21 protein-coding genes are annotated in these 24,832 nt (G+C 64.0%); 8 read left to right on the forward strand and 13 right to left on the reverse strand.

Annotated features, from left to right (window positions below):
• Positions 1–13: 13 nt before the first annotated feature.
• Complete coding sequence (msbA, locus tag V0R62_RS22910) at positions 14–1,816, reverse strand: lipid A export permease/ATP-binding protein MsbA (protein WP_330105335.1); 1,803 nt, start codon at positions 1,814–1,816, stop codon at positions 14–16.
• 109 nt (positions 1,817–1,925) lie between these two features.
• Between msbA and V0R62_RS22915 the strand changes: the two genes are divergently transcribed.
• Positions 1,926–2,564 carry a phosphotransferase gene (locus V0R62_RS22915; protein ID WP_330105336.1) on the forward strand — a complete coding sequence of 213 codons (639 nt, stop codon included), beginning with the start codon at positions 1,926–1,928 and terminating at the stop codon, positions 2,562–2,564.
• A 65-nt stretch (positions 2,565–2,629) separates the two neighbouring features.
• Here the strand turns inward: V0R62_RS22915 and V0R62_RS22920 are convergent, their stop codons facing one another.
• From V0R62_RS22920 to putP, 9 genes are all read right to left on the reverse strand, one after another.
• Entirely contained in the window at positions 2,630–3,790 is a 1,161-nt protein-coding gene (locus V0R62_RS22920) for an O-antigen ligase domain-containing protein (RefSeq protein ID WP_330105337.1), read from the reverse strand.
• Positions 3,783–4,550 carry a glycosyltransferase family 2 protein gene (locus tag V0R62_RS22925; protein WP_330105338.1) on the reverse strand — a complete coding sequence of 256 codons (768 nt, stop codon included), beginning with the start codon at positions 4,548–4,550 and terminating at the stop codon, positions 3,783–3,785. The genes V0R62_RS22920 and V0R62_RS22925 overlap by 8 nt, the downstream gene beginning before the upstream one ends.
• A 21-nt stretch (positions 4,551–4,571) precedes the next feature.
• A complete protein-coding gene (locus V0R62_RS22930; RefSeq protein WP_330105339.1) occupies positions 4,572–5,534 on the reverse strand; it encodes a glycosyltransferase family protein in 963 nt (320 codons plus the stop codon).
• On the reverse strand, positions 5,531–6,958 hold the full coding sequence (locus V0R62_RS22935; protein ID WP_330105340.1) for a PIG-L family deacetylase: 1,428 nt from the start codon (positions 6,956–6,958) through the stop codon (positions 5,531–5,533). Before V0R62_RS22935 ends, V0R62_RS22930 begins: the two co-directional genes overlap by 4 nt.
• A 2-nt stretch (positions 6,959–6,960) precedes the next feature.
• Positions 6,961–7,857 (reverse strand): antimicrobial resistance protein Mig-14, encoded by an 897-nt coding sequence (locus V0R62_RS22940; RefSeq protein WP_330105341.1) that lies wholly within the window; start codon positions 7,855–7,857, stop codon positions 6,961–6,963.
• On the reverse strand, positions 7,857–8,987 hold the full coding sequence (locus tag V0R62_RS22945) for a glycosyltransferase (RefSeq protein WP_330105342.1): 1,131 nt from the start codon (positions 8,985–8,987) through the stop codon (positions 7,857–7,859). Before V0R62_RS22945 ends, V0R62_RS22940 begins: the two co-directional genes overlap by 1 nt.
• Positions 8,971–10,728: a carbamoyltransferase family protein gene (locus V0R62_RS22950; protein ID WP_186715797.1), complete on the reverse strand. Its 1,758-nt coding sequence runs from the start codon at positions 10,726–10,728 to the stop codon at positions 8,971–8,973. The genes V0R62_RS22945 and V0R62_RS22950 overlap by 17 nt, the downstream gene beginning before the upstream one ends.
• Before the next feature lie 238 nt (positions 10,729–10,966).
• Complete coding sequence (locus tag V0R62_RS22955) at positions 10,967–11,803, reverse strand: 23S rRNA (adenine(2030)-N(6))-methyltransferase RlmJ (protein WP_330105343.1); 837 nt, start codon at positions 11,801–11,803, stop codon at positions 10,967–10,969.
• A gap of 143 nt (positions 11,804–11,946) precedes the next feature.
• Positions 11,947–13,425 (reverse strand): sodium/proline symporter PutP, encoded by a 1,479-nt coding sequence (putP, locus tag V0R62_RS22960; RefSeq protein ID WP_330105344.1) that lies wholly within the window; start codon positions 13,423–13,425, stop codon positions 11,947–11,949.
• On the opposite strand from putP, the gene V0R62_RS22965 reads away from it, so the two are divergent.
• Positions 13,424–13,669, forward strand: coding sequence for a hypothetical protein (locus tag V0R62_RS22965; protein ID WP_330105345.1), 246 nt, complete (start codon positions 13,424–13,426; stop codon positions 13,667–13,669). The genes putP and V0R62_RS22965 overlap by 2 nt on opposite strands.
• Before the next feature lie 113 nt (positions 13,670–13,782).
• The gene (gene putA, locus V0R62_RS22970) at positions 13,783–17,733 is read left to right on the forward strand and encodes a trifunctional transcriptional regulator/proline dehydrogenase/L-glutamate gamma-semialdehyde dehydrogenase (RefSeq protein ID WP_330105346.1); all 3,951 of its coding nucleotides are present in this window, start codon (positions 13,783–13,785) and stop codon (positions 17,731–17,733) included.
• Between the two features lie 182 nt (positions 17,734–17,915).
• Here the strand turns inward: putA and V0R62_RS22975 are convergent, their stop codons facing one another.
• Together V0R62_RS22975 and V0R62_RS22980 are read right to left on the reverse strand one after the other, a co-directional pair.
• The gene (locus tag V0R62_RS22975; protein ID WP_050704112.1) at positions 17,916–18,179 is read right to left on the reverse strand and encodes a DUF3077 domain-containing protein; all 264 of its coding nucleotides are present in this window, start codon (positions 18,177–18,179) and stop codon (positions 17,916–17,918) included.
• Between the two features lie 40 nt (positions 18,180–18,219).
• On the reverse strand, positions 18,220–18,462 hold the full coding sequence (locus V0R62_RS22980) for a hypothetical protein (protein WP_046854291.1): 243 nt from the start codon (positions 18,460–18,462) through the stop codon (positions 18,220–18,222).
• Between the two features lie 425 nt (positions 18,463–18,887).
• Here V0R62_RS22980 and V0R62_RS22985 point away from each other — a divergent pair, with 425 nt between their 5' ends.
• The gene (locus tag V0R62_RS22985) at positions 18,888–19,061 is read left to right on the forward strand and encodes a hypothetical protein (protein ID WP_330105347.1); all 174 of its coding nucleotides are present in this window, start codon (positions 18,888–18,890) and stop codon (positions 19,059–19,061) included.
• On the forward strand, positions 19,062–19,664 hold the full coding sequence (locus V0R62_RS22990) for a hypothetical protein (RefSeq protein ID WP_330105348.1): 603 nt from the start codon (positions 19,062–19,064) through the stop codon (positions 19,662–19,664).
• Between the two features lie 9 nt (positions 19,665–19,673).
• Here the strand turns inward: V0R62_RS22990 and V0R62_RS22995 are convergent, their stop codons facing one another.
• Positions 19,674–19,967, reverse strand: coding sequence for a helix-turn-helix domain-containing protein (locus V0R62_RS22995; RefSeq protein WP_330105349.1), 294 nt, complete (start codon positions 19,965–19,967; stop codon positions 19,674–19,676).
• A 236-nt stretch (positions 19,968–20,203) separates the two neighbouring features.
• Here V0R62_RS22995 and V0R62_RS23000 point away from each other — a divergent pair, with 236 nt between their 5' ends.
• From V0R62_RS23000 to V0R62_RS23010, 3 genes are read left to right on the forward strand one after another with little or no spacing between them, the layout of a single operon-like run.
• Positions 20,204–22,000: an acyl-CoA dehydrogenase gene (locus tag V0R62_RS23000; RefSeq protein ID WP_330105350.1), complete on the forward strand. Its 1,797-nt coding sequence runs from the start codon at positions 20,204–20,206 to the stop codon at positions 21,998–22,000.
• A gap of 30 nt (positions 22,001–22,030) precedes the next feature.
• Positions 22,031–23,473, forward strand: coding sequence for a TldD/PmbA family protein (locus tag V0R62_RS23005; protein ID WP_330105351.1), 1,443 nt, complete (start codon positions 22,031–22,033; stop codon positions 23,471–23,473).
• A complete protein-coding gene (locus V0R62_RS23010; protein WP_330105352.1) occupies positions 23,473–24,804 on the forward strand; it encodes a TldD/PmbA family protein in 1,332 nt (443 codons plus the stop codon). The genes V0R62_RS23005 and V0R62_RS23010 overlap by 1 nt, the downstream gene beginning before the upstream one ends.
• Positions 24,805–24,832: the final 28 nt, after the last annotated feature.

Genomic DNA, 24,832 nt, shown 5'->3' on the forward strand with positions numbered 1-24,832 from the left:
CCGTGACGCTGACTCAGGTGATGTTGGCCTTTTCGGCCTCGTCCAGCCCCATGGCGTGCAGACGGGCGTAATGGCCATTAGCCTTGAGCAGTTCGGCGTGGGTGCCACGCTCCACCAGGCGGCCCTGGTCCATGACCAGGATCAGGTCGGCCTTCTCGATGGTCGACAGCCGGTGTGCGATCACCAAGGTGGTGCGCCCTTCCATCACATGGTCCAGGGCCGCCTGAATATGCCGTTCGGACTCGGTATCCAGGGCCGAGGTGGCCTCGTCGAGAATCAGCAGCGGCGCATTCTTGAGCAAGGCCCGGGCAATCGCCAGGCGCTGGCGCTGGCCGCCGGAAAGCAGCACACCGTTCTCGCCGACTTCGGTATCGAAGCCCTTGGGCAACTGGTCGACGAACTCCTTGGCATAGGCATCGGCGGCGGCGGCCTCGATATCCGCGCGTGGCGCGCCGGCCAAGTCGCCGTAGGCGATGTTGTTGGCCACGGTGTCGTTGAACAGGGTGACATGCTGGGTCACCTGGGAAACATGCCGGCGCAGGTTGCGCAGGCGGTATTCCTCGATCTCCACGCCGTCGAGCAGGATCTGCCCTTCCGTGTGGTGGTAGAAGCGCGGGATCAACGCCGCCAGCGTCGACTTGCCACTGCCCGAGCGCCCCACCAGGGCGATCATCTGCCCGGGCTCGGCGGTGAAGCTGATATCGCTGAGCACCTGACGCTCGGTCCCCGGGTAGGTGAAGCTGAGGTTGCGCACTTCCAGGCGCCCCTCGACCCGCGCCTTCTCGATGGTGCCGTTGTCGACTTCGGGCTTCTCGTCCAGTTGCTCGAAGATGCTCTCGGCGCCGGCAAGGCCCTTCTGGATGGTCGAGCTGACTTCGGAGAGCTGGCGAATCGGCTTGGGCAGCAGGCCCGCAGCGGTGATGTAGGCCACCAGGTCGCCCGCGGAAGCCTCGCCGCGCAGGAACAGCACCAGGAACATCAGCGCCGCCATGGCAGTGTAGATCACCAGTTGCAGCATCGGCGTGTACAGCGCGCCGGTCTTGGTCATGCGCAGTTGCTTGTCGGTGTTGCTCTGGCTGGCCTTCTCGAAACGGCGCTCCTCGTAGCTTTCGCCACCGAAGCTGCGCACCACGCGGTAACCCTGGATGGTCTCGGAGGCCACGTGGGTGACGTCGCCCATGGCCACCTGGATCTTCTTGCTCTGCTTGCGAAACTTCTTGCTGGCGGTGCTCACCATCACCGCGATCAATGGCAGGATCGCCACCATCACCAGCGTCAGCTTCCAGTTCATCCACAGCAGGTAGGCGAACAGGAACACCACCGTCAGGCCCTCACGGATGACCACCTTGATGGCGTCGGTGGCGGCCCCGGTGACCATGGTCACGTTGAAGGTGATGCGCGAGATCAGGTGCCCGGAATTGTGGTTGTCAAAGTAGCGGTTGGGCAGGACCAGCAGCTTGTTGAACAACTCGACCCGCAGATCGTGCACCAGGCACAGCGAGACCTTGGACAGGTAGTAGTTGCCGAGGAACGAACCCAATCCTTGCCAGGCGGCAATCAGGATGATCAGCAGCGGCACCGCCTGCAGCAACTGCAGGTCACGCAGGTAGGGCACGTCGGGGAACAGTACTGCCTGCGGATTGCTCAGGCCGTCGACGAAATACTTGAGGATCCCGGCCAGCATCGGCTGGGTCGAGGCGAAGATCACGAAACCGACGATGCTCAGCAGGAAGATGCCGATATAGGGTTTGACGTAGCCCAGCAGGCGCAGGTAGATCTTCAGGCTTGCAGGGGAAGACGATTCGGGAACTGTCATGAGAATCCGTCGGGTCAAAAAGAGTCGGGATTATAACACACGCGGTGTCTTGCACCGCCCGCCGCAGGTTAAGATAGACGGCTGTCCCGAACCTGGCCCCGGAGGCTTGATGCACGCACTTGACCACGCCCGTTACCTTGCCCTGCGCGAGGGCGCCCACGTCCTCGAAGCCGATGGCACTGGCGACAAGGTCCTGCGCCTGAGGGACGGCTCGATGCTCAAGCTGTTCCGGCGCAAGCGCCTGATCAGCTCGGCGGCCTGGTACCCCTATGCCCGGCGCTTCGCCGACAATTGCCTGGCCCTGGCCGAACGCGGCATCCCCTGCCCGCAGGTCAAGGCGGTTTACCGGATCGCCGAGATTGCCCGCGATGCCGTGCACTACGAACCGCTGCCCGGCCACACCCTGCGCCAACTGCTGGAGCAATCCGACACGCAGAGCGGGCTGCGTGGGCAACTTGGACGCTTCATTGCCAGGCTGCACGACACCGGGGTGTATTTCCGCTCGGCGCACCTGGGTAACGTGGTACTCACCCCCGAAGGCGAGCTGGGGCTGATCGACGTCGCCGACCTGCGCACCAGCCGCTCGCCACTGCGCAGGTCGCAACGCCTGCGCAATTTCCGCCACATGCTGCGCTACCGCGAAGATCGTCAGTGGCTGCTTGGCGATGGCGACAACGCCTTCGTCGAGGCTTACCTGGCCAGCCAGCAGGTGTGCCGCCGCCAGGACCTGACCAGCGCCCTGGCCTGAGCTCTCCGCCACAACGAAAAGGGAGCTGCAAGCAGCTCCCTATCAATTTCGCAACCCGTAAGGGATCAGCCTATCGAGCAGCGCTGCTGCAAGCCACGGCCCAGCACCATGGCCGCCGGCAGCAGTACCAGCGGCCACAGCTCATCCGGATTGCCAATCAGCTTGCTGCCGTCAAAGTTCAGCATCACCAGGGCGCAGGCCAGGTACATGCCCCACGGATCACGCAAACGCACAGCCTGGACCAGGGTCATCGCGACGATCACCAGGAACAGCACCAGCGAGACACCGCCGGTGTAAAGACCCAAGGCAACGAAAATGTTGTGCGGATGCTGGATCGGCATGGTGCCGGCAAGCAACTTGTCGGTATGGAACTCGACGCCGCAACCCAAGGCCCAGCCGCAGTTCTGCCATTCGCCGACCATGACGCGGAACAGCTCACCACGGAAGGAGTCGCCACGAGCGATGACCGAATGCACCCAACCAGCGTCCTTGATCAACCAGAGCACCACGCCACCCAGCACCGCGAACACCAGCAACCAGGCGCCAGCGATTCGCGGGAAGCGCCACAGCGCCCAAGCCGCCCAGGCAGCGAACAGGAAGGCAGCACCGACCATGGCCGTGCGGGTCTGCAGCACGAAGCTCACCGCCACCAACGAAAGCACCACGGCGGCAAAGGCCTCGACCCAGCGCTGCCGACGCAGCCAGTGCGGCATGACCAGCGCCAGGGCGCACAGCAGCCAGATGCTGACGTAAATCACGTTTTCCATCCGCGCCGGCAGCAGATCGACACGCTGGCCCACGGCATACAACCCTGTCGCATAGGCGTAGAGCGCATAGCCATAGATATACAGGCAGATGACCCAGAACAGCGCGCGAGCAAATACCCAGGAACGCAGAAATTCGTGATTCACCAAGCCGGCCACGACGAAGACAAACAACGTCACGTAGACGATGTGCTTGTAGAACTGCCCGTCACCGGCAATCGCCGCCGGCACCAGGAACCACAGCAGGAACACCAGCCACGCCAGACCAAGCTTATCGCTCAACAGCCCGGCGCCTCGCTCCTTCACCAGGAATACCAGGCCTGGCAACGCGATGAACGCGTAGAAGAGGTTGTTGGTCCATTTCGATGAGGCCATCAGCACGAAGCTGGCCAGGAACACGATCAATGCCGCGCTGAAGTAGCGCCGGCTCGTGCGGTTATCGTTGCCAATCCCTTCAAACATCCTTCAACACCCATCCAAGCAAGAGCCCAACGACCAGCACACCCAACAAGCGGATGCGATCCATGCGCTTGCGACGTGCCTTCTTGATTTTTTCTTCCGGCATTTCCACATGCTCGCCGAAACCCGTGTGCAGCACGGCATCGTTTTCCAGGATCAACGCGTAGCGGTCCCGCTCCGCGTATAGCCGCGACAGGCTCTTTTCGCCGGAGTGCGATGCGTAGGGCGCATGCGCCTGATAGTCGGCGAGTCGGCGCAGGCCTGGGTTGAACGAGAACCCCTGCCATTCCGCCTTGTGCGAGCCCAGCTTGTGGAAGGCAATACCCTGCAGCACCTGACGCGCCTCGAGGAACACATAGGGGCTGTGTACCTGCAGGTCATGGTTGAAGCTGCGCAGCCAGACCTGCAACGCTTGCGGGTCGGCCTCCAGCAGCGCCTGGGATTCCTCGACGAAGCCCGGGCGATAGAAGGCCCAGTCGTCCTCGCAATGGAACACCCAGAACGTCTTGACCTGCGAATAGGCGGCATCCACCGAGCGCAACTGCCCAAGCTTGGGGTTGTTGACAATGAAGGTGGTATGTTCGCGCCAATGCTCGGGGATACAGCCGCGCACCGCCTCGTCACCGGAGTCTTCGGTGATGAAGACTTCACGGATGGGCGCCGTGTTGTAGAGGTCGAAACTTTCGAGCGTGCGCTTGAGCAGTTCGAATCGACCACAGCTGGTCACCACCAGTGTGATCTCGCTGTTTTCACTGAAGATCATGGCTTCCTCGATGAGTGGGGACTAACGCGACAGGCCGATGGCCAGCAGCAAACGCTCCAGCAGGCCGGACTTCGCGGCCGGACGCAGCGGCGCGCGCATGGCCTCGGTGATCGCCTGCCCGAGCGCGTGGAAGGTGTAGCGCTGCTCGACCAACTGCTGGCCATTGCGCGAGATGCGCTCGGCCAGGGCGAGATCGTCACGCAGCTGGGCAAGCTTCTCGCGCAACTGCTCGAGGTCGCGGTAGAGCACGATATTGTGCATGTCGACGAAGCCCAGCGCCTGGTTCTCCTCCTCGCCCTGGTCATAGGCGAACAGGACACAGCCACAGGCCATGGCTTCGAAGTTCTTGATCATGTACTCGCCCATGCCGACGTCGGCACTGACGAAAAAGCGGATACGGCTGAGGGTCTGGCTGTACTCCTCGCCAGACTTGGTGCGCGTGATCAGCAGATTTTCCACCGCGGCGATCGACTCGAGCATCTGCTTGCGCCCGGAGTAGGCCACGCTGCGCAGGCTGCCGACGAACGCCAACTCGATATCCCGCTCGCGGTTTTCGTTGCGCAGCAGCCCCTGGTCGTAGCCCTTGGGCACGAATACCGCGTCGAAGCCCTCGTCGCGCAGACGGCGGGTAACCACCGCGCCCGAGGTAATGACCCGCGCCCACGGCAACTGGCGATAGTACTCGCTGAACTTGCCGGTGTACTTGCAGGGGATGTAGTTCTGGTACGCGTCGTGCTCGAGGATCACCAGGTTCGGGATCGTACGAATGAAACGCACCTGACGCATCTCTTTCTTGAACCGCAGGAAAAACAGGATGCGATCGTACTGCTCGACCTGCACATGCTGGCGGAAGTAACCGCGCAGATCCGCCTGCTCGGCATCGGTCAGCCAACGGATATCGCACTCGCAGTCAGCCGCGATGCCTTCGTACAGACGGTCCAGGATGGCGCGTTGCTCTTTCTGGACCAGGAACAGGACTTTCACCGTGGCTCTCTCTTGTCGATCATTGTGCCGACCCACAACAGTTCGTGGCGCCGCACGGCCTTGCGGAAGAATTCATTTTCACCGAATGCGGGCCAGCGCCGGGCGGCGAGGCAGCGCTGCAGGAATCGGCGGATTCGGCGCTTGAGCGGAGCCGCGGGCTGCAGGTCGTGCATCATACCCAAAGCGATGGCCTTTTGCCTCTGCTCTTGCGCACTCACCCCTAGCACCCAGGGGCGCATGGGCATGCCTGCATCGAAGAAGGGCGGTAAAGGCACCCCCATACCGGCATCGCCCATCGGCCAACGGTCATTGTCATGCAGGTGGTTGGCGTAGAACAGCAGGGTTTCAGGTCGCCAGTCGACGCTCTGCAACGCCTGCTGCAAGGCGTCATGGGCACAGACATGGTCCGGGTGCGGATCAAGGGTCGGGTGAGGCATCACGATGGTTGTCGGACGCGCGCGCTCGATGAGCTCGCGCAGGTCCTGGACCAGGTTGGTCCAGGTCGGTCGGCCATCGGCGTCGCTTTGCAACGCGACCTCATTGAAACGACGGAATGGCCGGGTGTCGGCCAGGTCTGCCTCGCGCGACGGAACCGATGCCCCAGGCTCGGCCTGCATGGCGGGCAACTGCATGCAGAAATAGCCCAACTGCACGCATTGGCTGGAAGGCACGCCGGCCCAACGCGGCACGGCGACGCTGTCCCAACTGCGCAATTGACCCTTGAGCCGGGCCGCCTCGGCCAGGTCGAGGCCAAAGGTGTCGCGGTAGTACTCGTTCTCGATCTCGCCAGCGGTGAGGGTCACGATCCAGCTGCTCTTCGCCTGGGAATAGGCAGCGAACGCCGCCAGCTCGGCATCGTCGGCATGGGGAGCGATAACCATCAGGGTGCCGGCCAGGTAGTCGGGGTGGCGCAGCACCAGCAGCTCCATCTCCGGCGCGATGTGGCAATGACGACCGCTCAGGCGTAACCTCCCGGCGCGCAGCGCCTCGGCCTGCCCGCTCAAATTCAGATAACGCACACCCCGCACACCCCGCTCGAAAGCCTGGCAATCGGCTGCACCACCTTCGATGCGTACTGCCGGATCGAACAGCCGCCCCAACCAGCCGGCACGCAGGCTCACCTGCAACAACAGGGTCTCGCTGCCGTCCAGCGAGCAATCGCCCGGCAAGGCCAGCACGCCATCCTGGCCGCGCAGCGCATGGCGCTCACTGGCTTGCAGGTCGTACTGGTAGTCGCTGCCCGGCACATAGAACAGGTGGTCGGAAAACCAGGCCTCATGGGCCACCCACAGCAACACCGCGAGCACGGGCGGCAACCATGGCGCCCACAACGCCGAGAGCAGCAGCATGACCAACGCCAGCAGCAGGATCACCCGTTTGCGCTTGCGATGACGCTTGAGCAGTTGCTGTTTGTTGGCGCTCATGTTCAGACCTGGAAGACGTTGACGGGATTGCACCAACGATCCTTGTACTCCCGGTCGGCCCGACCGAACGAGAACCGCAGCGCCTTGCCGCGGGCATTGGCATCCTCCCAGGCGGCCTGGGTATTGAGGAAACTCAGTACGCTACCAGGGCTGAAAGCCTTGGTCTCTGGATCGACACCGCCGTTTACATATTCGACGCTGATCCATTGCGCCCCCTCAACGCGATACACCAGTTGAATGGCGATTGGTGCCCCCTCGAGGAACAGCACCGAACCGATCAGCAGTTCGCGCAGGCGCTCGACCACCTCGGCCATGCGGGCCGCGCCGGTGGCCGGGAAGCCCCAGCGACGCTGGAACAGATCACAGTACATCGCGGCGATCTCGGCTGCCGTGAAATCGCCGATCGGTCGCACCTGGCCGCCCGCCTCTTCCAGCAGGCGCAGCTCACGACGCTGGTTGTAGCGGAATTTCTTCGACAGGTCTTCATGGGGCCGCGCCATGGCCAACTGCTCGGGTTGCGCCTTCAGGCCGGCGAAACGGCCCTGGTTCAACTCCGACAGGTAGCGACCGGCGTGGCGCAGCGGCGCCCCGGCATCGGCGGCGGCCGGCAGGATGATCTCGGCATTGCCCAGGTCGAACAGGCCTTTCTTGCCTTCGCGCTTGAGCACATCCTTGGACAGCGCCAGATGGCGCCCCCAGGTCGGCAGCGCGGCCTTGAGCTCGGTGCCCTGAAACCAGCCCAGGTAACGCACCGGGATCCCGGCCAGGTCCGCCAGTTGCTCGATCACCAACGGGTGCGTGGCGACACTGCCGCCATGACGCTGCCAGGCGTCGTTGTAGGCGGCCGCGTCGATCACTTGCCAGCCGCGTTCGCGCCAGGCCTTGAAATGATTGAGCATCAGGCCTCCGCCATCAGCGCACGGACTTGCGGCAGTTGCCAGAAGGCATCCCGCACCGCCTGGTCGCTGAAGCGCTGCTGCAGACGCTGCAGCATATGCCCGGCGCATGCCTCGCGCTGCTGCGCGTCCAGTCCGGCCATGTGCTTCAAGCCCTGGGCCAGCTGCGCGGCATCGCCCAGCGGGAACAGCACACCCACGCCCTCGACCACTTCCCGGGCGCCACCACAGGCGGTGGCCAGCACCGGTACGCCAGCGACCATGGCTTCGAGCAGGACCATGCCAAACGGCTCATGGTCGGAGCTCAGGGCGAACACGTCGAAAGCACGGAAATAACGGCGGGCATCCGGCACCTGGCCGAGGAAGTCGACCTGACTGGTGATACCCAGCTCAGCGGCCAGGGCCTTGAGCTTGGCCTCGAGACGCCCCTTGCCCAGGATCGCCAGGCGCGCGCCGGCCGGCAGCCCCGGCAAGGCTTCGGCAAAACCGCGCAGCAGCGTGGCCTGGTCCTTGTCCGGATGCAGGCGGCCGACGTTGCCGACCACCCAGGCCCGCTCATCCAGGCCCAAGGCACGGCGTGCCTCGTCACGCGACACCAGGCTGGCCTGCAGTGCCTCGACGTCGATACGGTTGTACAGGGTCTGAATACGCTCGGCCGGCCATTGGCCCAGGCAGCGACGCATGTCGTCGCGCACCGCGTCCGATACCCCGAGCAGGCTCAGGCGCTTGCGGAACAGGTTGGCGAACAGCCGCCGCCCCTTGCGCTCATAATCGCCGAAGGCATGGTGCACGCCGATTACCGGCAAGCCGGTCCCCAGCAGCGCGACATAGATCGGCTTGAAGCGGTGGGCGATGCAAAAGCTGAAATTGCGTTGCGCGGCGATCTTGCGCAGCGCGCGGATCGCACCCAGCTTCAGGCCGCGCACGGCCTTGGAGCTGAACTCGAGAAACAGCACCTCGTCCGAGGCACAGCCGGCCGCGACCTGCGCGTCGGCTGCCCCGGTGAGGAACACGGTAGTGACCTTGTAGCCGCTGCCCTGGAACAGGCTGGCGTATTGACGGGCACAATCGAGAAACGGCCCGTCATAGCCATGGCAGAACTGCAGGATGCGCGGTTCAGAGCGGCTGGTCATACGGCGCGGCGCCTTCCTTGACCACCAGGATGTCTTCCATGATCAGGTACTGCAGGTCCGAGCCGAAGAACATGTTCAGGGCGTCGGTCGGCGAGCAGATCATGGGTTCGCCACGGCGGTTCAGCGAGGTGTTCAGCGACACGCCGTTGCCGGTCAGGTCTTCCAGCGCCTTCATCATGTCGTAGTAGCGCGGGTTGTACTCGCGCTTGAGCACCTGGGCGCGCGAAGTGCCGTCCTCATGGACGACTTCCGGCACGCGGGTCTTCCACTCTTCGGCGACTTCGAAGGTGAAGGTCATGAACGGCGCGGGGTGATCGATCTTGATCATCTGCGGCGCGACGGTGTCCAGCATCGACGGGCAGAAAGGTCTCCAGCGCTCGCGGAACTTGATCTGGTGGTTGATGCGATCGGCCACGCCTTCAACGCTCGGGCAGCCGATGATCGAACGACCACCCAGCGCGCGCGGACCGAACTCCATGCGACCTTGGAACCAGGCCACCGGATTGCCATCGACCATGATCTTGGCGATCTGCTCTGGCATGTTCTCGAGCTTGCGCCATGTCGGCTGGCTCGGGTGACGGGCACAGGCGGCGATCACGTCTTCATTGGAGTACGCAGGGCCGAGGTAGACATGCTCCATCTTCTCGACCGGCACGCCACGGGCGTGGGAAACGTAGGCAGCAGCACCTACCGCAGTACCGGCGTCGCCGGAGGCCGGCTGGACGAACAGCTCTTTCACGTCGTCGCGGGCGATGATCTTCTGGTTCAGCTTGACGTTCAGCGCGCAGCCGCCGGCGAAGGCCAGCTTGCCGGTCTCTTTCAGCGTGTCGCCCAGGTAATGGTCGATCATCTGCAGGGCCAGCTTCTCGAACAGCGCCTGCATGCTGGCGGCGTAGTGGATGTACGGCTCGTCGGCGATATCGCCTTCGCGCTTCGGACCCAGCCACTCGATCAGCTTGGGCGAGAAGTAGAAGCCCTTGCCCTTCTCTTTATAGCGGCGCAGGCCGATGACGTTGGCGTATTCGGTGTTGATCACCAGCTCGCCGTTTTCGAAGCTGGCCAGGCGCGAGAAGTCATACTTGCTGGCGTCGCCATACGGCGCCATGCCCATGACCTTGAACTCGCCATCGAGCATTTCGAAACCGAGGAACTCGGTGATCGCGCCATACAGGCCGCCCAGCGAGTCCGGATCGAAGAATTCCTTGATCTTGTGGATCTTGCCGTTTTCGCCGTAGCCGAAGAAGGTGGTGGCGTACTCGCCCTTGCCGTCGATACCGAGGATCGCGGTTTTCTCTTTGAAACCCGAGCAATGGTAGGCACTGGAGGCGTGGGCCAGGTGGTGCTCGACCGGCTCGATCTTGATCTTCTTCGGATCGAAGCCCAGTTGCTCCAGGCACCAGACGATCTTCTTGCGGTAGCGTTTGTAGCGGCGGTTGCCCATGAGCAGCGCGTCGAGGGCGCGGTCCGGGGCGTACCAGTAGCGCTTGGCATAGTGCCAACGGGCCTTGCCGAACAGGCTGATCGGGGCGAACGGAATGGCCACCACGTCGACGTCCGACGGCTTGATGCCGGCCTGCTCCAGGCAGAACTTCGCCGACTCGTAGGGCATGCGGTTCTTCGCATGCTTGTCACGCACGAAGCGCTCTTCTTCGGCGGCGGCAATCAGCTTGCCGTCGATGTACAGGGCCGCGGAAGGGTCATGGCTAAGGGCGCCGGACAGGCCAAGAATCGTCAGTGCCAAGGGGTTAGCCTCTCAAATCGGTATGAAGTGCGCCACCGGCCATTCAGGCGGATGGCGGCTAAAGGGCGGGATTATAACGCAAAGATGGCGGACACACCGCCCCCTTGTAGGAGCGGCCTTGTGCCGCGAAAGGGGCGCGAAGCGGCCCCAGGCTTCCGTTGTGTCGCTGGAATTGCCGGGGCTGCTGCGCAGCCCTTTCGCGGCGCAAGGCCGCTCCTACAAGGGCACGCGCTGCGGCCTACTCAGCGATCAGCCAGTCCATGCGGAAGCTGCCGGCGGTCTGCGCCAGCTCCTTGGCCAGCCAGGGCAGCAGCGTCTTGAGCTCGTCCTCCAAGCCCCACGGCGGGTTGGCGATGGCCAAGCCCGAGCCATTCAGGCCCTGCGGGCTATCCTGGTGGTGCACGTACAACTCGACCCGCAGCAGCTTCGGCGCCCCGGTACTGGTCAGGTCTTGATAGAAACGGGTCAGCGAGCGCTGGTCCTTGATCGGATACCAGATCGCCGCGACAGTCTGGCGCATGCGACCGATCGCCTCTTTCATGGCCACGGTGCAGCGCTTGAGCTCGTCGGCCTGCTCGAACGGCGGATCGATCAGCATGATGGCGCGCTTTTCCTGCACCGGCAGAAGCGCCCGCGGGATATGCCAGCCTTCGCCCAGGTGCACGGTGACCCGCGGATCCTTCTTCATGTTCTCCTTGAGCAGCGCCCCGTCTTCAGGGTGCTTCTCGTTGAGCAGGGCACGGTCCTGCTGGCGCATCAGGCGACGCGCCAGCTCCGGCGAGCCCGGGTAGTAGCGCAGCTCGCCATCCGGGTTCAGACGCTTGATGATGCGCAGGTAGTCGGCGGTCGCTTCCGGCAGGTCGTCGCGGTTCCACAGGCGGGCCACGCCCTCGAGGTATTCACCGGTACGGCTCGCCTGGTCGCCCTGCAGGTCGTAGAGACCCAGGCCAGCGTGAGTATCGATGTAGGCGAACGGCTGCTCCTTGCGCGACATCAGGGCGATGAGGCGGGTGTGCACGATGTGCTTGAGGACGTCGGCATGGTTGCCGGCGTGGAAGGCGTGACGATAGTTCATGAGGACTCCTGCGGGGGCGCCAAGTTTACCTTGCCTTGCAGTAGACACAAAAGCATCGCGGGGCAAGCCCGCTCCCACAAATGCCCGAGGACACGTGGGAGCAGGCTTGCCCCGCGATAGGGACAACGCCGATTCAGCAGGCGTTACTTGTCAGCGTGATACGCCGCATCAGCGGTTTCAAAACGCGAAACCATGCTGTTCGACGGACTGCCCAGCTTGCTCACCACGAAGATGGCGATGCTGGCGAACAAGAAGCCCGGGATGATCTCGTACAGGCCCAGGCCGACGTAGTTCTTCCACAGGATCACGGTCAGCGCGCCGACCACGATACCGGCCAGGGCGCCGTTGCGGGTCATGCCCTTCCACAGCACCGAGATCAGCACCACCGGACCGAAGGCAGCACCGAAGCCGGCCCAGGCGTAGGCCACCAGGCCCAGCACGCGGTTCTCGGGGTTGGCGGCCATGGCGATGGCGATCAGGGCCACGGCCAGGACCATCAGGCGACCGACCCAGACCAGTTCGGTCTGCGAGGCGTTCTTGCGCAGGAACGACTTGTAGAAGTCTTCGGTCAGGGCGCTGGAGCACACCAGCAGCTGGCAGCTCAGGGTGCTCATCACCGCGGCCAGGATGGCCGACAGCAGGATACCGGCGATCCACGGGTTGAACAGGATCTTGGCCAGCTCGATGAACACGCGCTCGTGGTTCTCGGTGACCGGACCCGCCAGTTCAGGATGCGCCGAGAAGTAGGCGATGCCGAAGAAGCCGACGGCGCAGGTACCGCCCAGGCACAGGATCATCCAGGTCATGGAGATGCGGCGGGCGTTGGCGATCGACTTGACCGAGTCGGCGGCCATGAAGCGCGCCAGGATGTGCGGCTGGCCGAAGTAGCCCAGGCCCCAGCCCATCAGCGAGATGATGCCGATGAAGGTCGCGCCCTTGAACATGTCGAAGTGCGCCGGGTTCACCGCCTCGATCGCCAGGAAGGTGGTGTCGAAGCCACCGGTGGAGATCAGCACGATGATCGGGGTCAGGATCAGCGCGAAGATCATCAGCGAGGCCTGCACGGTGTCGGTCCAGCTCACCGCCAGGAAGCCACCGACGAAGGTGTAGGCGATGGTGGCCGCGGCACCGGCCCACAGGGCGGTCTCGTACGGCATGTCGAAGGTGCTTTCGAACAGGCGGGCGCCGGCGACGATGCCGGAAGCGCAGTAGATGGTGAAGAACACCAGGATGACGATCGCCGAGATGATCCGCAGCAGGCCGGTCTGGTCTTCGAAACGGCTGGAGAAGTAGTCCGGCAGGGTCAGGGCGTCACCGTTGTGCTCGGTCTGCACCCGCAGACGGCCGGCGACGAACAGCCAGTTCAGGTAGGCGCCGACGGTCAGGCCGATGGCGATCCAGGCCTCGGAAAGGCCTGCGAAGTAGATGGCGCCCGGCAGGCCCATCAACAGCCAGCCGCTCATGTCCGATGCGCCGGCGGAAAGCGCGGTGACCACGCTGCCGAGACTACGGCCGCCGAGAATATAGTCGGAAAGGTTCTTGGTGGAGCGATAGGCGGCGAAGCCGATCAGCACCATTGCCGCAATGTAGATCACGAAGGTGATCGTTAGTGGATTGCCCATGAGTTGTGCCCTGGCGTTGTTTTTATCTCTTGCTACCGCCGCACGCGACGGTTGCACCCAGGCGGCGAATCCTATGCAACAACATGAACGAGGTGCAACCATTTTTCATTTGCAAGTTGCACCCAGCCATGGTTTTTCGGATAAAGCCCCTTTTTTGCTCCTTTTCGGAGCAAACACAGCGTTTTACATAAGCAAAAGCAGCAAAAAAGACCGTTTCGGCTGTAAGGAAACGTCCTTCAGATGAGTTGCACCTTTACCGTGAAGATTTCGGGTTGCACCCGGTTGCACCCGAATTGTCCTACAGCTAATCTTGCCTTCAGCTTAGGCCACATCCGTGGCCAATAACGAGGATAAGAAATGGCGACGACCACCCTTGGGGTCAAACTCGACGACCCGACCCGTGAGCGACTCAAAGCAGCTGCGCAGTCCATCGACCGCACGCCGCACTGGTTGATCAAGCAAGCGATCTTCAACTATCTCGAGAAGCTCGAGGGTGGCGCCACCCTGAACGACCTCAACGGCCATGCCGCCGCTGGCGACGACGCCGGCGAAGTTGCCGCCGACCATGCCCACCAGTGCTTCCTGGAATTCGCCGAAAGCATCCTGCCGCAGTCGGTGCTGCGCTCGGCGATCACCGCCGCCTACCGCCGCCCCGAGCAGGAAGTGGTGCCGATGCTGCTGGAGCAGGCTCGCCTGCCGGCTGCCCAGGCCGAGGCCACCAACAAGCTGGCCGCAAGCCTGGCCGACAAACTGCGTAACCAGAAGAGCGCCGGCGGCCGTGCTGGCATCGTCCAGGGCCTGCTGCAGGAGTTCTCGCTGTCGTCCCAGGAAGGCGTGGCGCTGATGTGCCTGGCCGAAGCCCTGCTGCGCATCCCCGACAAAGGTACCCGTGACGCGCTGATCCGCGACAAGATCAGCACCGGTAACTGGCAGCCGCACCTGGGCAACAGCCCGTCGCTGTTCGTCAACGCCGCCACCTGGGGCCTGCTGCTGACCGGCAAGCTAGTCAGCACCCACAACGAATCCGGGCTGACCTCCTCGCTCACCCGCATCATCGGCAAGAGCGGCGAGCCGATGATCCGCAAGGGTGTCGACATGGCCATGCGCCTGATGGGCGAGCAGTTCGTCACCGGCGAGACCATCGCCGAGGCCCTGGCCAACGCCAGCAAGTTCGAAGCCAAGGGCTTCCGCTACAGCTACGACATGCTCGGCGAAGCCGCGCTGACCGAGCACGACGCGCAGAAATACCTGGCCTCCTACGAGCAGGCGATCCACTCGATCGGCAAGGCCTCGCACGGCCGCGGCATCTATGAAGGCCCGGGCATCTCGATCAAGCTCTCGGCCCTGCACCCGCGCTACAGCCGCGCCCAGTACGAGCGCGTGATGAGCGAGCTGTACCCGCGCCTGCTGTCGCTGACCCTGCTGGCCAAGCAGTACGACATCGGCCTGAACATCGATGCCGAGGAAGCCGACCGCCTGGAGCTGTCGCTGGACCTGCTCGAGCGCCTGTGCTTCGAGCCGTCGCTGGCCGGCTGGAACGGCATCGGCTTCGTCATCCAGGCCTACCAGAAGCGCTGCCCGTACGTGATCGACTACGTCATCGACCTGGCCAAGCGTAGCCGCCACCGCCTGATGATCCGCCTGGTGAAGGGCGCCTACTGGGACAGCGAGATCAAACGCGCCCAGGTCGAGGGCCTGGAAGGCTATCCGGTCTACACCCGCAAGGTGTACACCGACGTGTCCTACGTCGCCTGCGCGCGCAAGCTGCTGGCCGTGCCAGAAGCCATCTACCCGCAGTTCGCCACCCACAACGCCCACACCCTGTCGGCCATCTACACCATCGCCGGACAAAACTACTACCCGGGCCAGTACGAGTTCCAGTGCCTGCACGGCATGGGCGAACCGCTGTACGAGCAAGTCGTGGGCAAGATTTCCGAGGGCAAGCTGAACCGTCCGTGCCGCGTGTACGCACCGGTCGGCACCCACGAGACCCTGCTGGCCTACCTGGTCCGCCGCCTGCTGGAAAACGGCGCCAACACCTCGTTCGTCAACCGCATCGCCGACCACTCGATCTCCATCCAGGAACTGGTCGCCGACCCGGTCGCCAGCATCGAGCGCATGGGCACCCAGGAAGGCAGCATTGGCCTGCCGCACCCGCGCATCCCGATGCCGCGTGAGCTGTACGGCAACGAGCGAGCCAACTCGGCCGGTATCGACATGGCCAACGAACACCGCCTGGCGTCGCTGTCCTGCGCCCTGCTGGCCACTGCCCACAACGACTGGAAAGCTACCCCTCTGCTGGCCTGCGCCGCCAGCGAGCAGCCGGCCGTACCGGTGCTCAACCCGGCCGACCACCGCGATGTCGTGGGCCATGTGCAGGAAGCCACCGTCGCCGACGTCGACAACGCCATCCAGTGCGCGCTGAACGCCGCGCCGATCTGGCAGGCCACTCCGCCGGCCGAGCGCGCCGCGATCCTCGAGCGCGCCGCCGACCTGATGGAAGCCGACATCCAGCCGCTGATGGGCCTGCTGGTGCGCGAAGCCGGCAAGACCTTCGCCAACGCCATCGCCGAAGTGCGCGAGGCCGTGGACTTCCTACGCTACTACGCGGTGCAGGCACGTAATGACCTGCGCAACGACAGCTGCCGCCCGCTGGGCCCGGTGGTGTGCATCAGCCCGTGGAACTTCCCGCTGGCGATCTTCTCCGGCCAGGTGGCCGCGGCGCTGGCCGCCGGCAACCCCGTACTGGCCAAGCCGGCCGAACAGACCCCGCTGGTCGCCGCCCAGGCCGTGCGCCTGCTGCTGGAAGCCGGCATCCCCGAAGGCGTGCTGCAACTGCTGCCGGGCCAGGGCGAAACCGTCGGTGCCGGCCTGGTCGGTGACGAGCGCGTCAAGGGCGTGATGTTCACCGGCTCCACCGAAGTCGCCCGCCTGCTGCAGCGCAACATCGCCGGCCGCCTGGACAACCAGGGCCGTCCGATCCCGCTGATCGCCGAAACCGGTGGCCAGAACGCCATGATCGTCGATTCCTCGGCGCTGACCGAGCAGGTGGTGATCGATGTGGTCTCCTCGGCCTTCGACAGCGCCGGCCAGCGTTGCTCGGCCCTGCGTGTGCTGTGCCTGCAGGAAGACTCCGCCGACCGCGTGATCGAGATGCTCAAGGGCGCCATGGCTGAAAGCCGCCTGGGCAACCCGGAGCGCCTGTCCGTGGACATCGGCCCGGTGATCGACGCCGAAGCCAAGGCCGGCATCGAGAAGCACATCCAGGGCATGCGCGACAAAGGCCGCACCGTCTACCAGGTGGCCATCGCCGAGGGCGAGGAGATCAAGCGCGGCACCTTCGTGATGCCGACCCTGATCGAACTGGAAAGCTTCGACGAGCTCAAGCGCGAGATCTTCGGCCCGGTACTGCACGTGGTGCGCTACAACCGCAAGGACCTGGACCAGCTGATCGAGCAGATCAACGCTTCCGGCTACGGCCTGACCCTGGGCGTGCACACCCGCATCGACGAGACCATCGCCAAGGTGGTGGACAACGTCAACGCCGGCAACATGTACGTCAACCGCAACATCGTCGGGGCCGTGGTCGGCGTGCAGCCGTTCGGCGGTGAAGGCCTGTCGGGCACCGGCCCGAAAGCCGGCGGCCCGCTGTACCTGTACCGCCTGCTGTCGACCCGCCCGGCCGACGCCATCGCCCGCCACTTCCAGGCCGACGATGCGCGCAGCCAGGCCGACACCACCCTGCGCGACCAGCAGCTCAAGCCGCTGACCACCCTCAAGACCTGGGCGGCCAGCAGCCAGATGAGCGACCTGGTCGCGCTGTGCGAGCAGTTCGCCGAGCAGTCGCAGAGCGGCATCACCCGCGTGCTGCCAGGCCCGACCGGCGAGCGCAACACCTACAGCGTGCTGCCACGCGAACACGTGCTTTGCCTGGCCGACAACGAGGCCGACCTGCTGGCCCAGCTGGCGGCGGTACTGGCCGTGGGTAGCTCGGCGGTGTTCCAGGACGGCGAGCCGGCCAAGACCGTGCGCGGCCGTCTGCCGAAGGAGCTGCAAGCGAAGATCAAGCTGGTGGCCGACTGGAGCAAGGACGAGGTGGCCTTCGACGCGGTCATCCACCACGGTCACTCCGACCAACTGCGCGGCGTCTGCGAGCAGGTGGCCAAGCGTGCCGGCGCGATCGTCGGCGTGCACGGGCTGTCGAGCGGCGACCACCAGATCGCCCTGGAGCGCCTGGTGATCGAGCGGGCGGTGAGTGTTAACACCGCGGCGGCAGGTGGTAACGCCAGCCTGATGACCATCGGCTGACGCTGACGGTCGTTGAACGGAAAAGGAGAGCTCAGGCTCTCCTTTTTTGTGGGAGCAACTGTCTTGCCAAGATTTCTCAACCTGGCACGGTCCCTGTGGGAAAGGGCCGCAAAGCGGCCCCAGCAATCTTTGAAATCCTGGGACTGCTACGCAGCCCTTTCGCGGCACTGGCAGCACAAGTCTCAGTGCTTCATGCCAAGCTCGGCATCATCCATCAGCGCCTTGGCCAGGGCGCTCAGGTAATACGACGCCCAGAGCAGCTGGGGCTTCTCCTCCATGATCCCGGTGATGGTCAGGTCGCGTACGCAGCCCATCAGCTCTGACGCCTGGTCGCGGGCATGCTGGCAGGGGATGCCGGGTTCGATGCAGAACAGCGGGTCGGTCATGCCTTCGCCTTGGTAGAACTTGGTCTTGCCGACGGTGGTGGGGGTATTGTCTGTGGTCATGCTTTTTCTCCCTGAAATGGTCGGTGCCCCGCGATTGGGCTTAATGCAACGTCGGCGCCTGCGCCGGCATCTGCACCTGGATCAACGCTGCCTCGAGCAACACACGCAGCGACTCCATTTCATGCATCGACGCCATCATCAGCACGGCAGCTGGCGACCTGGGTTTGAGCTGTACGGCATGATGGGCCACGGTCAAGGCGCACAGGGCGTATTCGGTGGCCTGGATGAGGGTGTCTTCGAGGGAATGAGGGTTGTGGGGTGGATCTGGAACGATCTTAAGCATGGTCAAGGTCCTGTTCGTGGATAAGGACCACCACCGGTTGCTGTCAAACAAGAAGGTGGCAGCTGTACATGGGTTGACAGACCGGTGAACAAGACCAGAAACCGGCGCACACGAGGTGCCCCACGCACAGCCGCCATAAAACAGCGCCATGCGGTTTTGTTCAGAGCGGCCTGTCAAAGCCGGTCGCTGATTTTGCAGCGACCGTCCGAGACTAGAGGCCAACCCAGAGCACCGCAATGGCTTGAAAGGGGTGAAAAGCTTGTTTGGGAAATGGACTACAAGCAATAGGGAAAAGCTGAAATTTGCTCACAAATGGCAACCAAATACCGAGTACTTAGCCAGCAAAGGCATACTGACGCCCGAGACCAATCAACACTACAATCGACCTTACCGCATCCGCCGACATTGATTGCAGGGAGGTCTTCATGAGTGCAAAAGCACAGAACAGGTCGAGAGCCGAAAACCCACACATCGAGGCAGTCCAGCGCATTCGTCAGCTCGCACAGATTCTGTCACGCAACCCCGACGAAGCCAGGGCATTCTGGGTAAAAACCGGGGTTTTCACTGAAGAAGGTGAACTTAAGGCGCCTTACCGCTAGATGTATCGATGCCTTCCATCATTCGTCTTGGGCTTCCATGGCTGTGATCGCGAGGTAGGCGAAGCCATCCTCGCTGGCGAACCTATTTCACCCAGTGTCAATGCTTACGACTGGCTCGGTGAAGGCGCCTATTTCTGGGAAAACAGCCCCGACCGCGCGCTTAGTTATGCCCGACGCCTGAAGGAGCATAAACGCGGCCAAGGAAGTATAAAGAGCCCCTATGTAATTGGAGCGGTAATCAACCTCGGCTTGTGTCTGAACCTTACGGACGAAGGCGCACTACAAGAGCTTGGTATCGCCTACCAGTTGCTGATAGATAAAGGTGGCGTAATTCCTCAAAACGCACTGGGCTTCCCAGGCGATATGGACAACCTCAAGCGGTATCTGGACTGCGCTGTCTTCCAACTCCTTCACACAGCCCGAGAGCTTGTTGAATTAGAGCCCTATCAATCTATCCGCTCTCCATTTCTGGAAGGCGCCGAGCTTTACCCCGGTACCGCCTTCCGACAGGAGACGCACATTCAGCTTTGTGTACGCGATGTCAGTTGTATCAAAGGCTTTTTTCGCCCCTTGGATTCCGACGGCACGTTGCTCCAATCCTGATGAATGCCTTTAGCGGCAGCAGGCAGATTTCGCTCTCACCGTGAAGTCAACTTCCAGGTCTGCGTTCGCCAGAATATTCACCAATGCATCCAGCGAGAACTTGTCGATCTTGCCATTGAGCAAGTCACTCAAGCGTGGCTGAGTCAGATGCAGTCGCCGTGCTGCGTCTTTCTGTGGCAGATCCCAGGACCGGACAATCCTGGTCAACACCTTCATCAGATTCGCCCGAAGCCACAGGTTCTCGGCCTCTTCGGGTGAGTCGAACAGCGCATCCCACACCGAAGTGGAGCGTTCGTTTGTCATCGCAAAGCCCTCCATCCACCGTGAGCGGCAAAAATAGCTCCATATCGTTATCGATATAAGTGCAATTGCGTGACAAGGCTTTGCGACGGGTAACACCCACGCCCATACCGCCCGGCGCAACCCAAAACGGCCTGGGCGATGGCAACTTCTGCCCCCATATCACCCAAACCAATTAACCTGTCCCCTGCCCCATCACCTTGCCTAGACTCGCTGCATCCCGACCCAGGAATGCCGCCATGTCCGAGCAACTCCTCAGCAGCCGCAACCTCGCCTTCGAACTCTACGAAGTCCTCGACGCCGAGGCCCTGACCCAGCGCCCGCGCTTCGCCGAGCACAGCCGCGAGACCTTCGACGCGGCGCTGACCACCGCCCGCACCATTGCCGAAAAGTACTTCGCCCCGCACAACCGCAAGGGCGATGAACACGAGCCGCGCTACCTGGACGGCCGTGCCGAGCTGATCCCGGAGGTAAAACCTGCGGTCGACGCATTCCTCGAAGCGGGCTTCCTCAACGCCAACCGCGACTTCGAAGTCGGCGGCATGCAGTTGCCCAGCCTGGTATCGCAAGCCTGCTTCGCCCACTTCCAGGCCGCCAACGCCGGGACCACGGCCTACCCGTTCCTGACCATGGGCGCGGCCAACCTGATCGAGAGCTTCGGCAGCGACGAACAGCAACGCCTGCTCCTGCAACCGATGATCGAAGGCCGCTACTTCGGCACCATGGCCCTGACCGAGCCCCATGCCGGCTCGTCCCTGGCCGATATCCGCACCCGCGCCGAACCTGCAGGCGACGGCACCTACCGGCTCAAGGGCAACAAGATCTTTATCTCCGGCGGCGACCACGAGCTTTCGGAGAACATCGTGCACATGGTCCTGGCCAAGCTGCCGGACGCACCGCCCGGGGTGAAGGGCATCTCGCTGTTCATCGTGCCCAAGTACCTGGTCAATGCCGACGGCAGCCTCGGGCCACGCAACGACGTGCTGCTGGCCGGCCTGTTCCACAAGATGGGCTGGCGCGGCACCACCTCCACTGCGCTGAACTTCGGTGACAACGGCCAGTGCGTCGGCTACCTGGTAGGCCAGCCGCACCAGGGCCTGGCCTGCATGTTCCAGATGATGAACGAGGCGCGCATCGGCGTCGGCATGGGCGCGGTGATGCTGGGTTACGCCGGTTACCTGTATTCCCTGGACTATGCCCGTCAACGTCCACAGGGCCGCCTGCCGGACAACAAGGACCCGCACAGCCCCGCCGTACCGATCATCGAGCACAGCGATGTGAAGCGCATGCTGCTGGCACAGAAGGCCTACGTGGAGGGTGCTTTCGACCTGGGCCTGTACGCGGCCCGGCTGTTCGATGACACCCACACCGCCGCGGATGCAGACACACGCCGACAAGCCCTGGAACTGCTCGACCTGCTCACGCCCATCGTCAAGTCCTGGCCCTCGGCGTTCTGCCTGAAGGCCAACGAACTGGCGATCCAGATCCTTGGCGGCCACGGCTACACCCGCGAGTACCCGGTCGAGCAGTACTATCGCGACAACCGTCTCAACCCGATCCACGAAGGCACCGAGGGTATCCAGTCCCTCGACCTGCTCGGGCGCAAGCTGGCGCAGAACAACGGCGCCGGGCTCAAGCAACTGATTCGCCTGATCGCCGGCACCTGCGAGCGCGCCAGCCATCACCCGAACCTCGATCCGTTGCGCCAGCCCCTGGAGCACCTGGTTAACCGATTGCAAAGCGTGACCCTCGCCCTGCTCGGCGACCTGGCCGCCGGCAAGGTCGCTGGCGCGCTGGCCAACTCGGCGCTGTACCTCAAGGTGTTCGGCCACTGCGTGATCGGCTGGCGCTGGCTGGAGCAGGCCATTCATGCCGAGGTCGGCCTGCTCAAGGGCAACGACCGCGACTTCTATCAGGGCAAGCTCCACGCCGCACGTTATTTCCTCACCTGGGAAGTGCCGGGCTGCCATAATGACCTCGCTTTGCTCGAGGCCCGCGACGACACCTGCCTCGCCATGCAAGAGGGGTGGTTCTAGGGGGAACCACCGCACACACGGAGGTTTCCGATGTTCGACTCCAGCACCCTGCTGCGCCAGCGCTTTGCCGCGCTGCGCAGCACGGCCGAACTGTTCTCGCTTCGCCATGTGAAGCAATCGCACCAGTCACTGTCGGTTCGGCGCAACGTCGCCGAGCCGCCCTTCTTCAGCCAGGACGAAGGCGCCATGCTCACCGTGCGGGTGGATGGCGTCGAGGCCTACGCGGCCACCGCCGACCTGTCCCAGGCTGGGCTGCAACGTGCCCTGGAGCAAGCCGAGGCGCTGGCCCGACGGATCAAGGCCAGCAGCCTGCTCGACCTGAGCGGCCGGCCAGCCCCGGACGGGCGCCACGACCATGTCTCGCCCAACTTCGAACAGCCCCTGCCCAACCTCGCCGACTGCCTCGACCTGTTGGCCGCCGAATCGGCCAGCGTGCCCAAGGACGAACGCCTGGTGGACTGGCAGGCCAGCCTTGGCATCAGCATGGTCGAGCAGACCTACCTGAACTCCGCCGGCGCCGAGTTGCGCCATGCCCAGCGCTTCGTCTACCCGGGCCTGGGCGTCACCGCCAGCGACGGCCAGGACAGCCAGAGCCGCAGCCTGGGCCGGGAGAACTTCGGCCAGCAGGGCGGCTTCGAGGTGATCGAGCGCTGTGGCCTGGTCGGCGCTGCCCGCCGGGTGGCCGACGAGGCGCTGCAACTGCTGCTGGCGCCGAACACGCCCAGTGGCCGGCGCGACCTGCTGCTGATGCCCGACCAGATGATGTTGCAGATCCACGAGTCCATCGGCCACCCGCTGGAGCTGGACCGCATCCTCGGCGATGAGCGCAACTACGCCGGCACCAGCTTCGTCAAAGCCGGCGACTTCGGCCATCTGCAGTACGGCTCGAAGCTGCTCAACGTGACCTTCGACCCGACCCTTCGCGAGGAACTGGCCAGCTACAGCTTCGATGACGACGGCACCCCGGCCAGCAAGCAGTTCCTGATCCGCGACGGCCTGCTGGTGCGCCCTCTGGGCGGCGCCCTGTCGCAGCTGCGCTCGGGCCTGGATGGCGTGGCCAACAGCCGCGCCTGCGGCTGGAACCGCGCGCCGATCGACCGCATGGCCAACCTCAACATCGAGCCGGGCGACCAGTCGCTGGAACAACTGATCGGGGGTATCGAGCACGGTATCCTGATGCGCACCAACCGCTCCTGGTCCATCGACGATGCGCGCAACAAGTTCCAGTTCGGTTGCGAGTGGGGGCAGTTGATCGAAAACGGCGAGCTCAAGGGCGTGGTGAAGAACCCGAACTACCGCGGCATCTCCGCCGACTTCTGGCGCAACCTCTCGGCCGTGGGCGACAGCAGCACCTTCCAGGTGCTCGGCACGCCCAACTGCGGCAAGGGCGAGCCCAACCAGGTGGTACGCGTCGGCCATGCCTCGCCGGCCTGCGTGTTCCGCCAGATCGACGTATTCGGGGGAGACGCCTGATGAGCACCCTGTACCAGCAACGTTTCGAAAGCCTGCTCGACAGCCTGAACGCCGCCGTGCAACCGGGCGAGCAGTTCACCCTCGGCTACAGCGCCGAGCATTCGCAGTTCGTGCGTTTCAACCATGCCAAGGTGCGCCAGGCCGGGCTGGTCAGCCAGGCCAGCGTGCACCTCCGACTGGTGCGCGAAGGGCGCCAGGCCGAGCAGCAGATCACCCTGGGCGACGATCCCGAGCTCGACCAGCGGCGCCTGCACGACGCCCTGGCGCAGTTGCGCCAGACCTTGCCATTGCTGGCGGTGGATCCCTACCTGAACCTCGACGACAGCGCCTGGCACAGCCATAGCCTGCTGGAGCAGCCATTGCCCGAGCTGGACGAAGTGCTGGCCCTGGTCGAGCGCGAAGCCGGCGACCTGGACCTGGTCGGCATCTATGCCGCCGGCCCCATCTGCCGGGGCTTCGCCAGTTCCTTCGGGGCCTTCGGCTGGCACCAGGCCAACAGTTTCAACTTCGACTGGAGCCTGTTCCACGCCAACGGCCAGGCGGTCAAGGCCAACTATGCCGGACAGGCCTGGAGCGGCGAGACCTTCGCCGCGCGCCTGCGCCAGGCCCGCGACCAGTTGGCGTACCTGGGACGCCCGGCCATCACCCTCAAGCCCGGCAGCTACCGAGCCTACCTGGCGCCGGCGGCGATGGACGAGATCGCCGGGATGCTGTGCTGGGGCGGTTTCTCCGCCCAGGCCCTGGCCACGGGCAACAGCCCGCTGCAGCGCCTGTACAACGGCGACGCGCAACTGAGCCCGCGGGTGAGTTTCAGCGAGCAGGTCAGCGGCTCGCTGAGCCCGGCGTTCTCCGACGAGGGCTCGCCCCGTCGCGACCTGCTGCTGATCGGTGAAGGCAGGGCGCTGGAAAGGCTGGTGAGCGCCCGCAGCGCCGCCGAGTTCGCCCAGGAGGCCAATGGCGCCGACAGCCATGAGTCGCCGTGCGCGCTGAGCCTGGCCCCGGGCAACCTGCCCGGCGAAGAGGTACTGGAGCGTCTGGGCACCGGGCTGTACATCAGCAACCTGTGGTACCTGAACTATTCGGACCTGCCCGCGGCGCGCATGACCGGGCTGACCCGCTTCGCCACGTTTTGGGTGGAAAATGGGCAGATTCAGGGGCCGGTAAGCACCATGCGTTTCGACGACAGCCTGTACAACCTGCTGGGCAGCCAGCTCGAAGACCTGACCCAGGAGCGCGAGATGATCCTCTCGACCAGTACCTACGGGCAGCGAAGCACCGGGTCGAGTCATTTGCCGGGGGCGTTGGTCAAAGGCCTGACCCTCACCTTGTGATCGGCAGGATCGGCCTCATCGCTGGCAA

It is taken from the genome of Pseudomonas carassii, from assembly GCF_036324045.1.
Taxonomy (GTDB): Bacteria; Pseudomonadota; Gammaproteobacteria; order Pseudomonadales; family Pseudomonadaceae; genus Aquipseudomonas; species Aquipseudomonas peradeniyensis.

What these genes read in the sequence shown, in the direction of transcription:
- msbA (WP_330105335.1), bottom strand. Translation starts at nt 1,816, where the DNA reads ATGACAGTTCCCGAATCGTCTTCCCCTGCAAGCCTGAAGATCTACCTG.
- V0R62_RS22915 (WP_330105336.1), top strand. Translation starts at nt 1,926, where the DNA reads ATGCACGCACTTGACCACGCCCGTTACCTTGCCCTGCGCGAGGGCGCC.
- V0R62_RS22920 (WP_330105337.1), bottom strand. Translation starts at nt 3,790, where the DNA reads ATGTTTGAAGGGATTGGCAACGATAACCGCACGAGCCGGCGCTACTTC.
- V0R62_RS22925 (WP_330105338.1), bottom strand. Translation starts at nt 4,550, where the DNA reads ATGATCTTCAGTGAAAACAGCGAGATCACACTGGTGGTGACCAGCTGT.
- V0R62_RS22935 (WP_330105340.1), bottom strand. Translation starts at nt 6,958, where the DNA reads ATGAGCGCCAACAAACAGCAACTGCTCAAGCGTCATCGCAAGCGCAAA.
- V0R62_RS22940 (WP_330105341.1), bottom strand. Translation starts at nt 7,857, where the DNA reads ATGCTCAATCATTTCAAGGCCTGGCGCGAACGCGGCTGGCAAGTGATC.
- V0R62_RS22945 (WP_330105342.1), bottom strand. Translation starts at nt 8,987, where the DNA reads ATGACCAGCCGCTCTGAACCGCGCATCCTGCAGTTCTGCCATGGCTAT.
- V0R62_RS22955 (WP_330105343.1), bottom strand. Translation starts at nt 11,803, where the DNA reads ATGAACTATCGTCACGCCTTCCACGCCGGCAACCATGCCGACGTCCTC.
- V0R62_RS22965 (WP_330105345.1), top strand. Translation starts at nt 13,424, where the DNA reads ATGAGTTGTGCCCTGGCGTTGTTTTTATCTCTTGCTACCGCCGCACGC.
- putP (WP_330105344.1), bottom strand. Translation starts at nt 13,425, where the DNA reads ATGGGCAATCCACTAACGATCACCTTCGTGATCTACATTGCGGCAATG.
- putA (WP_330105346.1), top strand. Translation starts at nt 13,783, where the DNA reads ATGGCGACGACCACCCTTGGGGTCAAACTCGACGACCCGACCCGTGAG.
- V0R62_RS22975 (WP_050704112.1), bottom strand. Translation starts at nt 18,179, where the DNA reads ATGACCACAGACAATACCCCCACCACCGTCGGCAAGACCAAGTTCTAC.
- V0R62_RS22980 (WP_046854291.1), bottom strand. Translation starts at nt 18,462, where the DNA reads ATGCTTAAGATCGTTCCAGATCCACCCCACAACCCTCATTCCCTCGAA.
- V0R62_RS22985 (WP_330105347.1), top strand. Translation starts at nt 18,888, where the DNA reads ATGAGTGCAAAAGCACAGAACAGGTCGAGAGCCGAAAACCCACACATC.
- V0R62_RS22990 (WP_330105348.1), top strand. Translation starts at nt 19,062, where the DNA reads ATGTATCGATGCCTTCCATCATTCGTCTTGGGCTTCCATGGCTGTGAT.
- V0R62_RS22995 (WP_330105349.1), bottom strand. Translation starts at nt 19,967, where the DNA reads ATGACAAACGAACGCTCCACTTCGGTGTGGGATGCGCTGTTCGACTCA.
- V0R62_RS23000 (WP_330105350.1), top strand. Translation starts at nt 20,204, where the DNA reads ATGTCCGAGCAACTCCTCAGCAGCCGCAACCTCGCCTTCGAACTCTAC.
- V0R62_RS23005 (WP_330105351.1), top strand. Translation starts at nt 22,031, where the DNA reads ATGTTCGACTCCAGCACCCTGCTGCGCCAGCGCTTTGCCGCGCTGCGC.
- V0R62_RS23010 (WP_330105352.1), top strand. Translation starts at nt 23,473, where the DNA reads ATGAGCACCCTGTACCAGCAACGTTTCGAAAGCCTGCTCGACAGCCTG.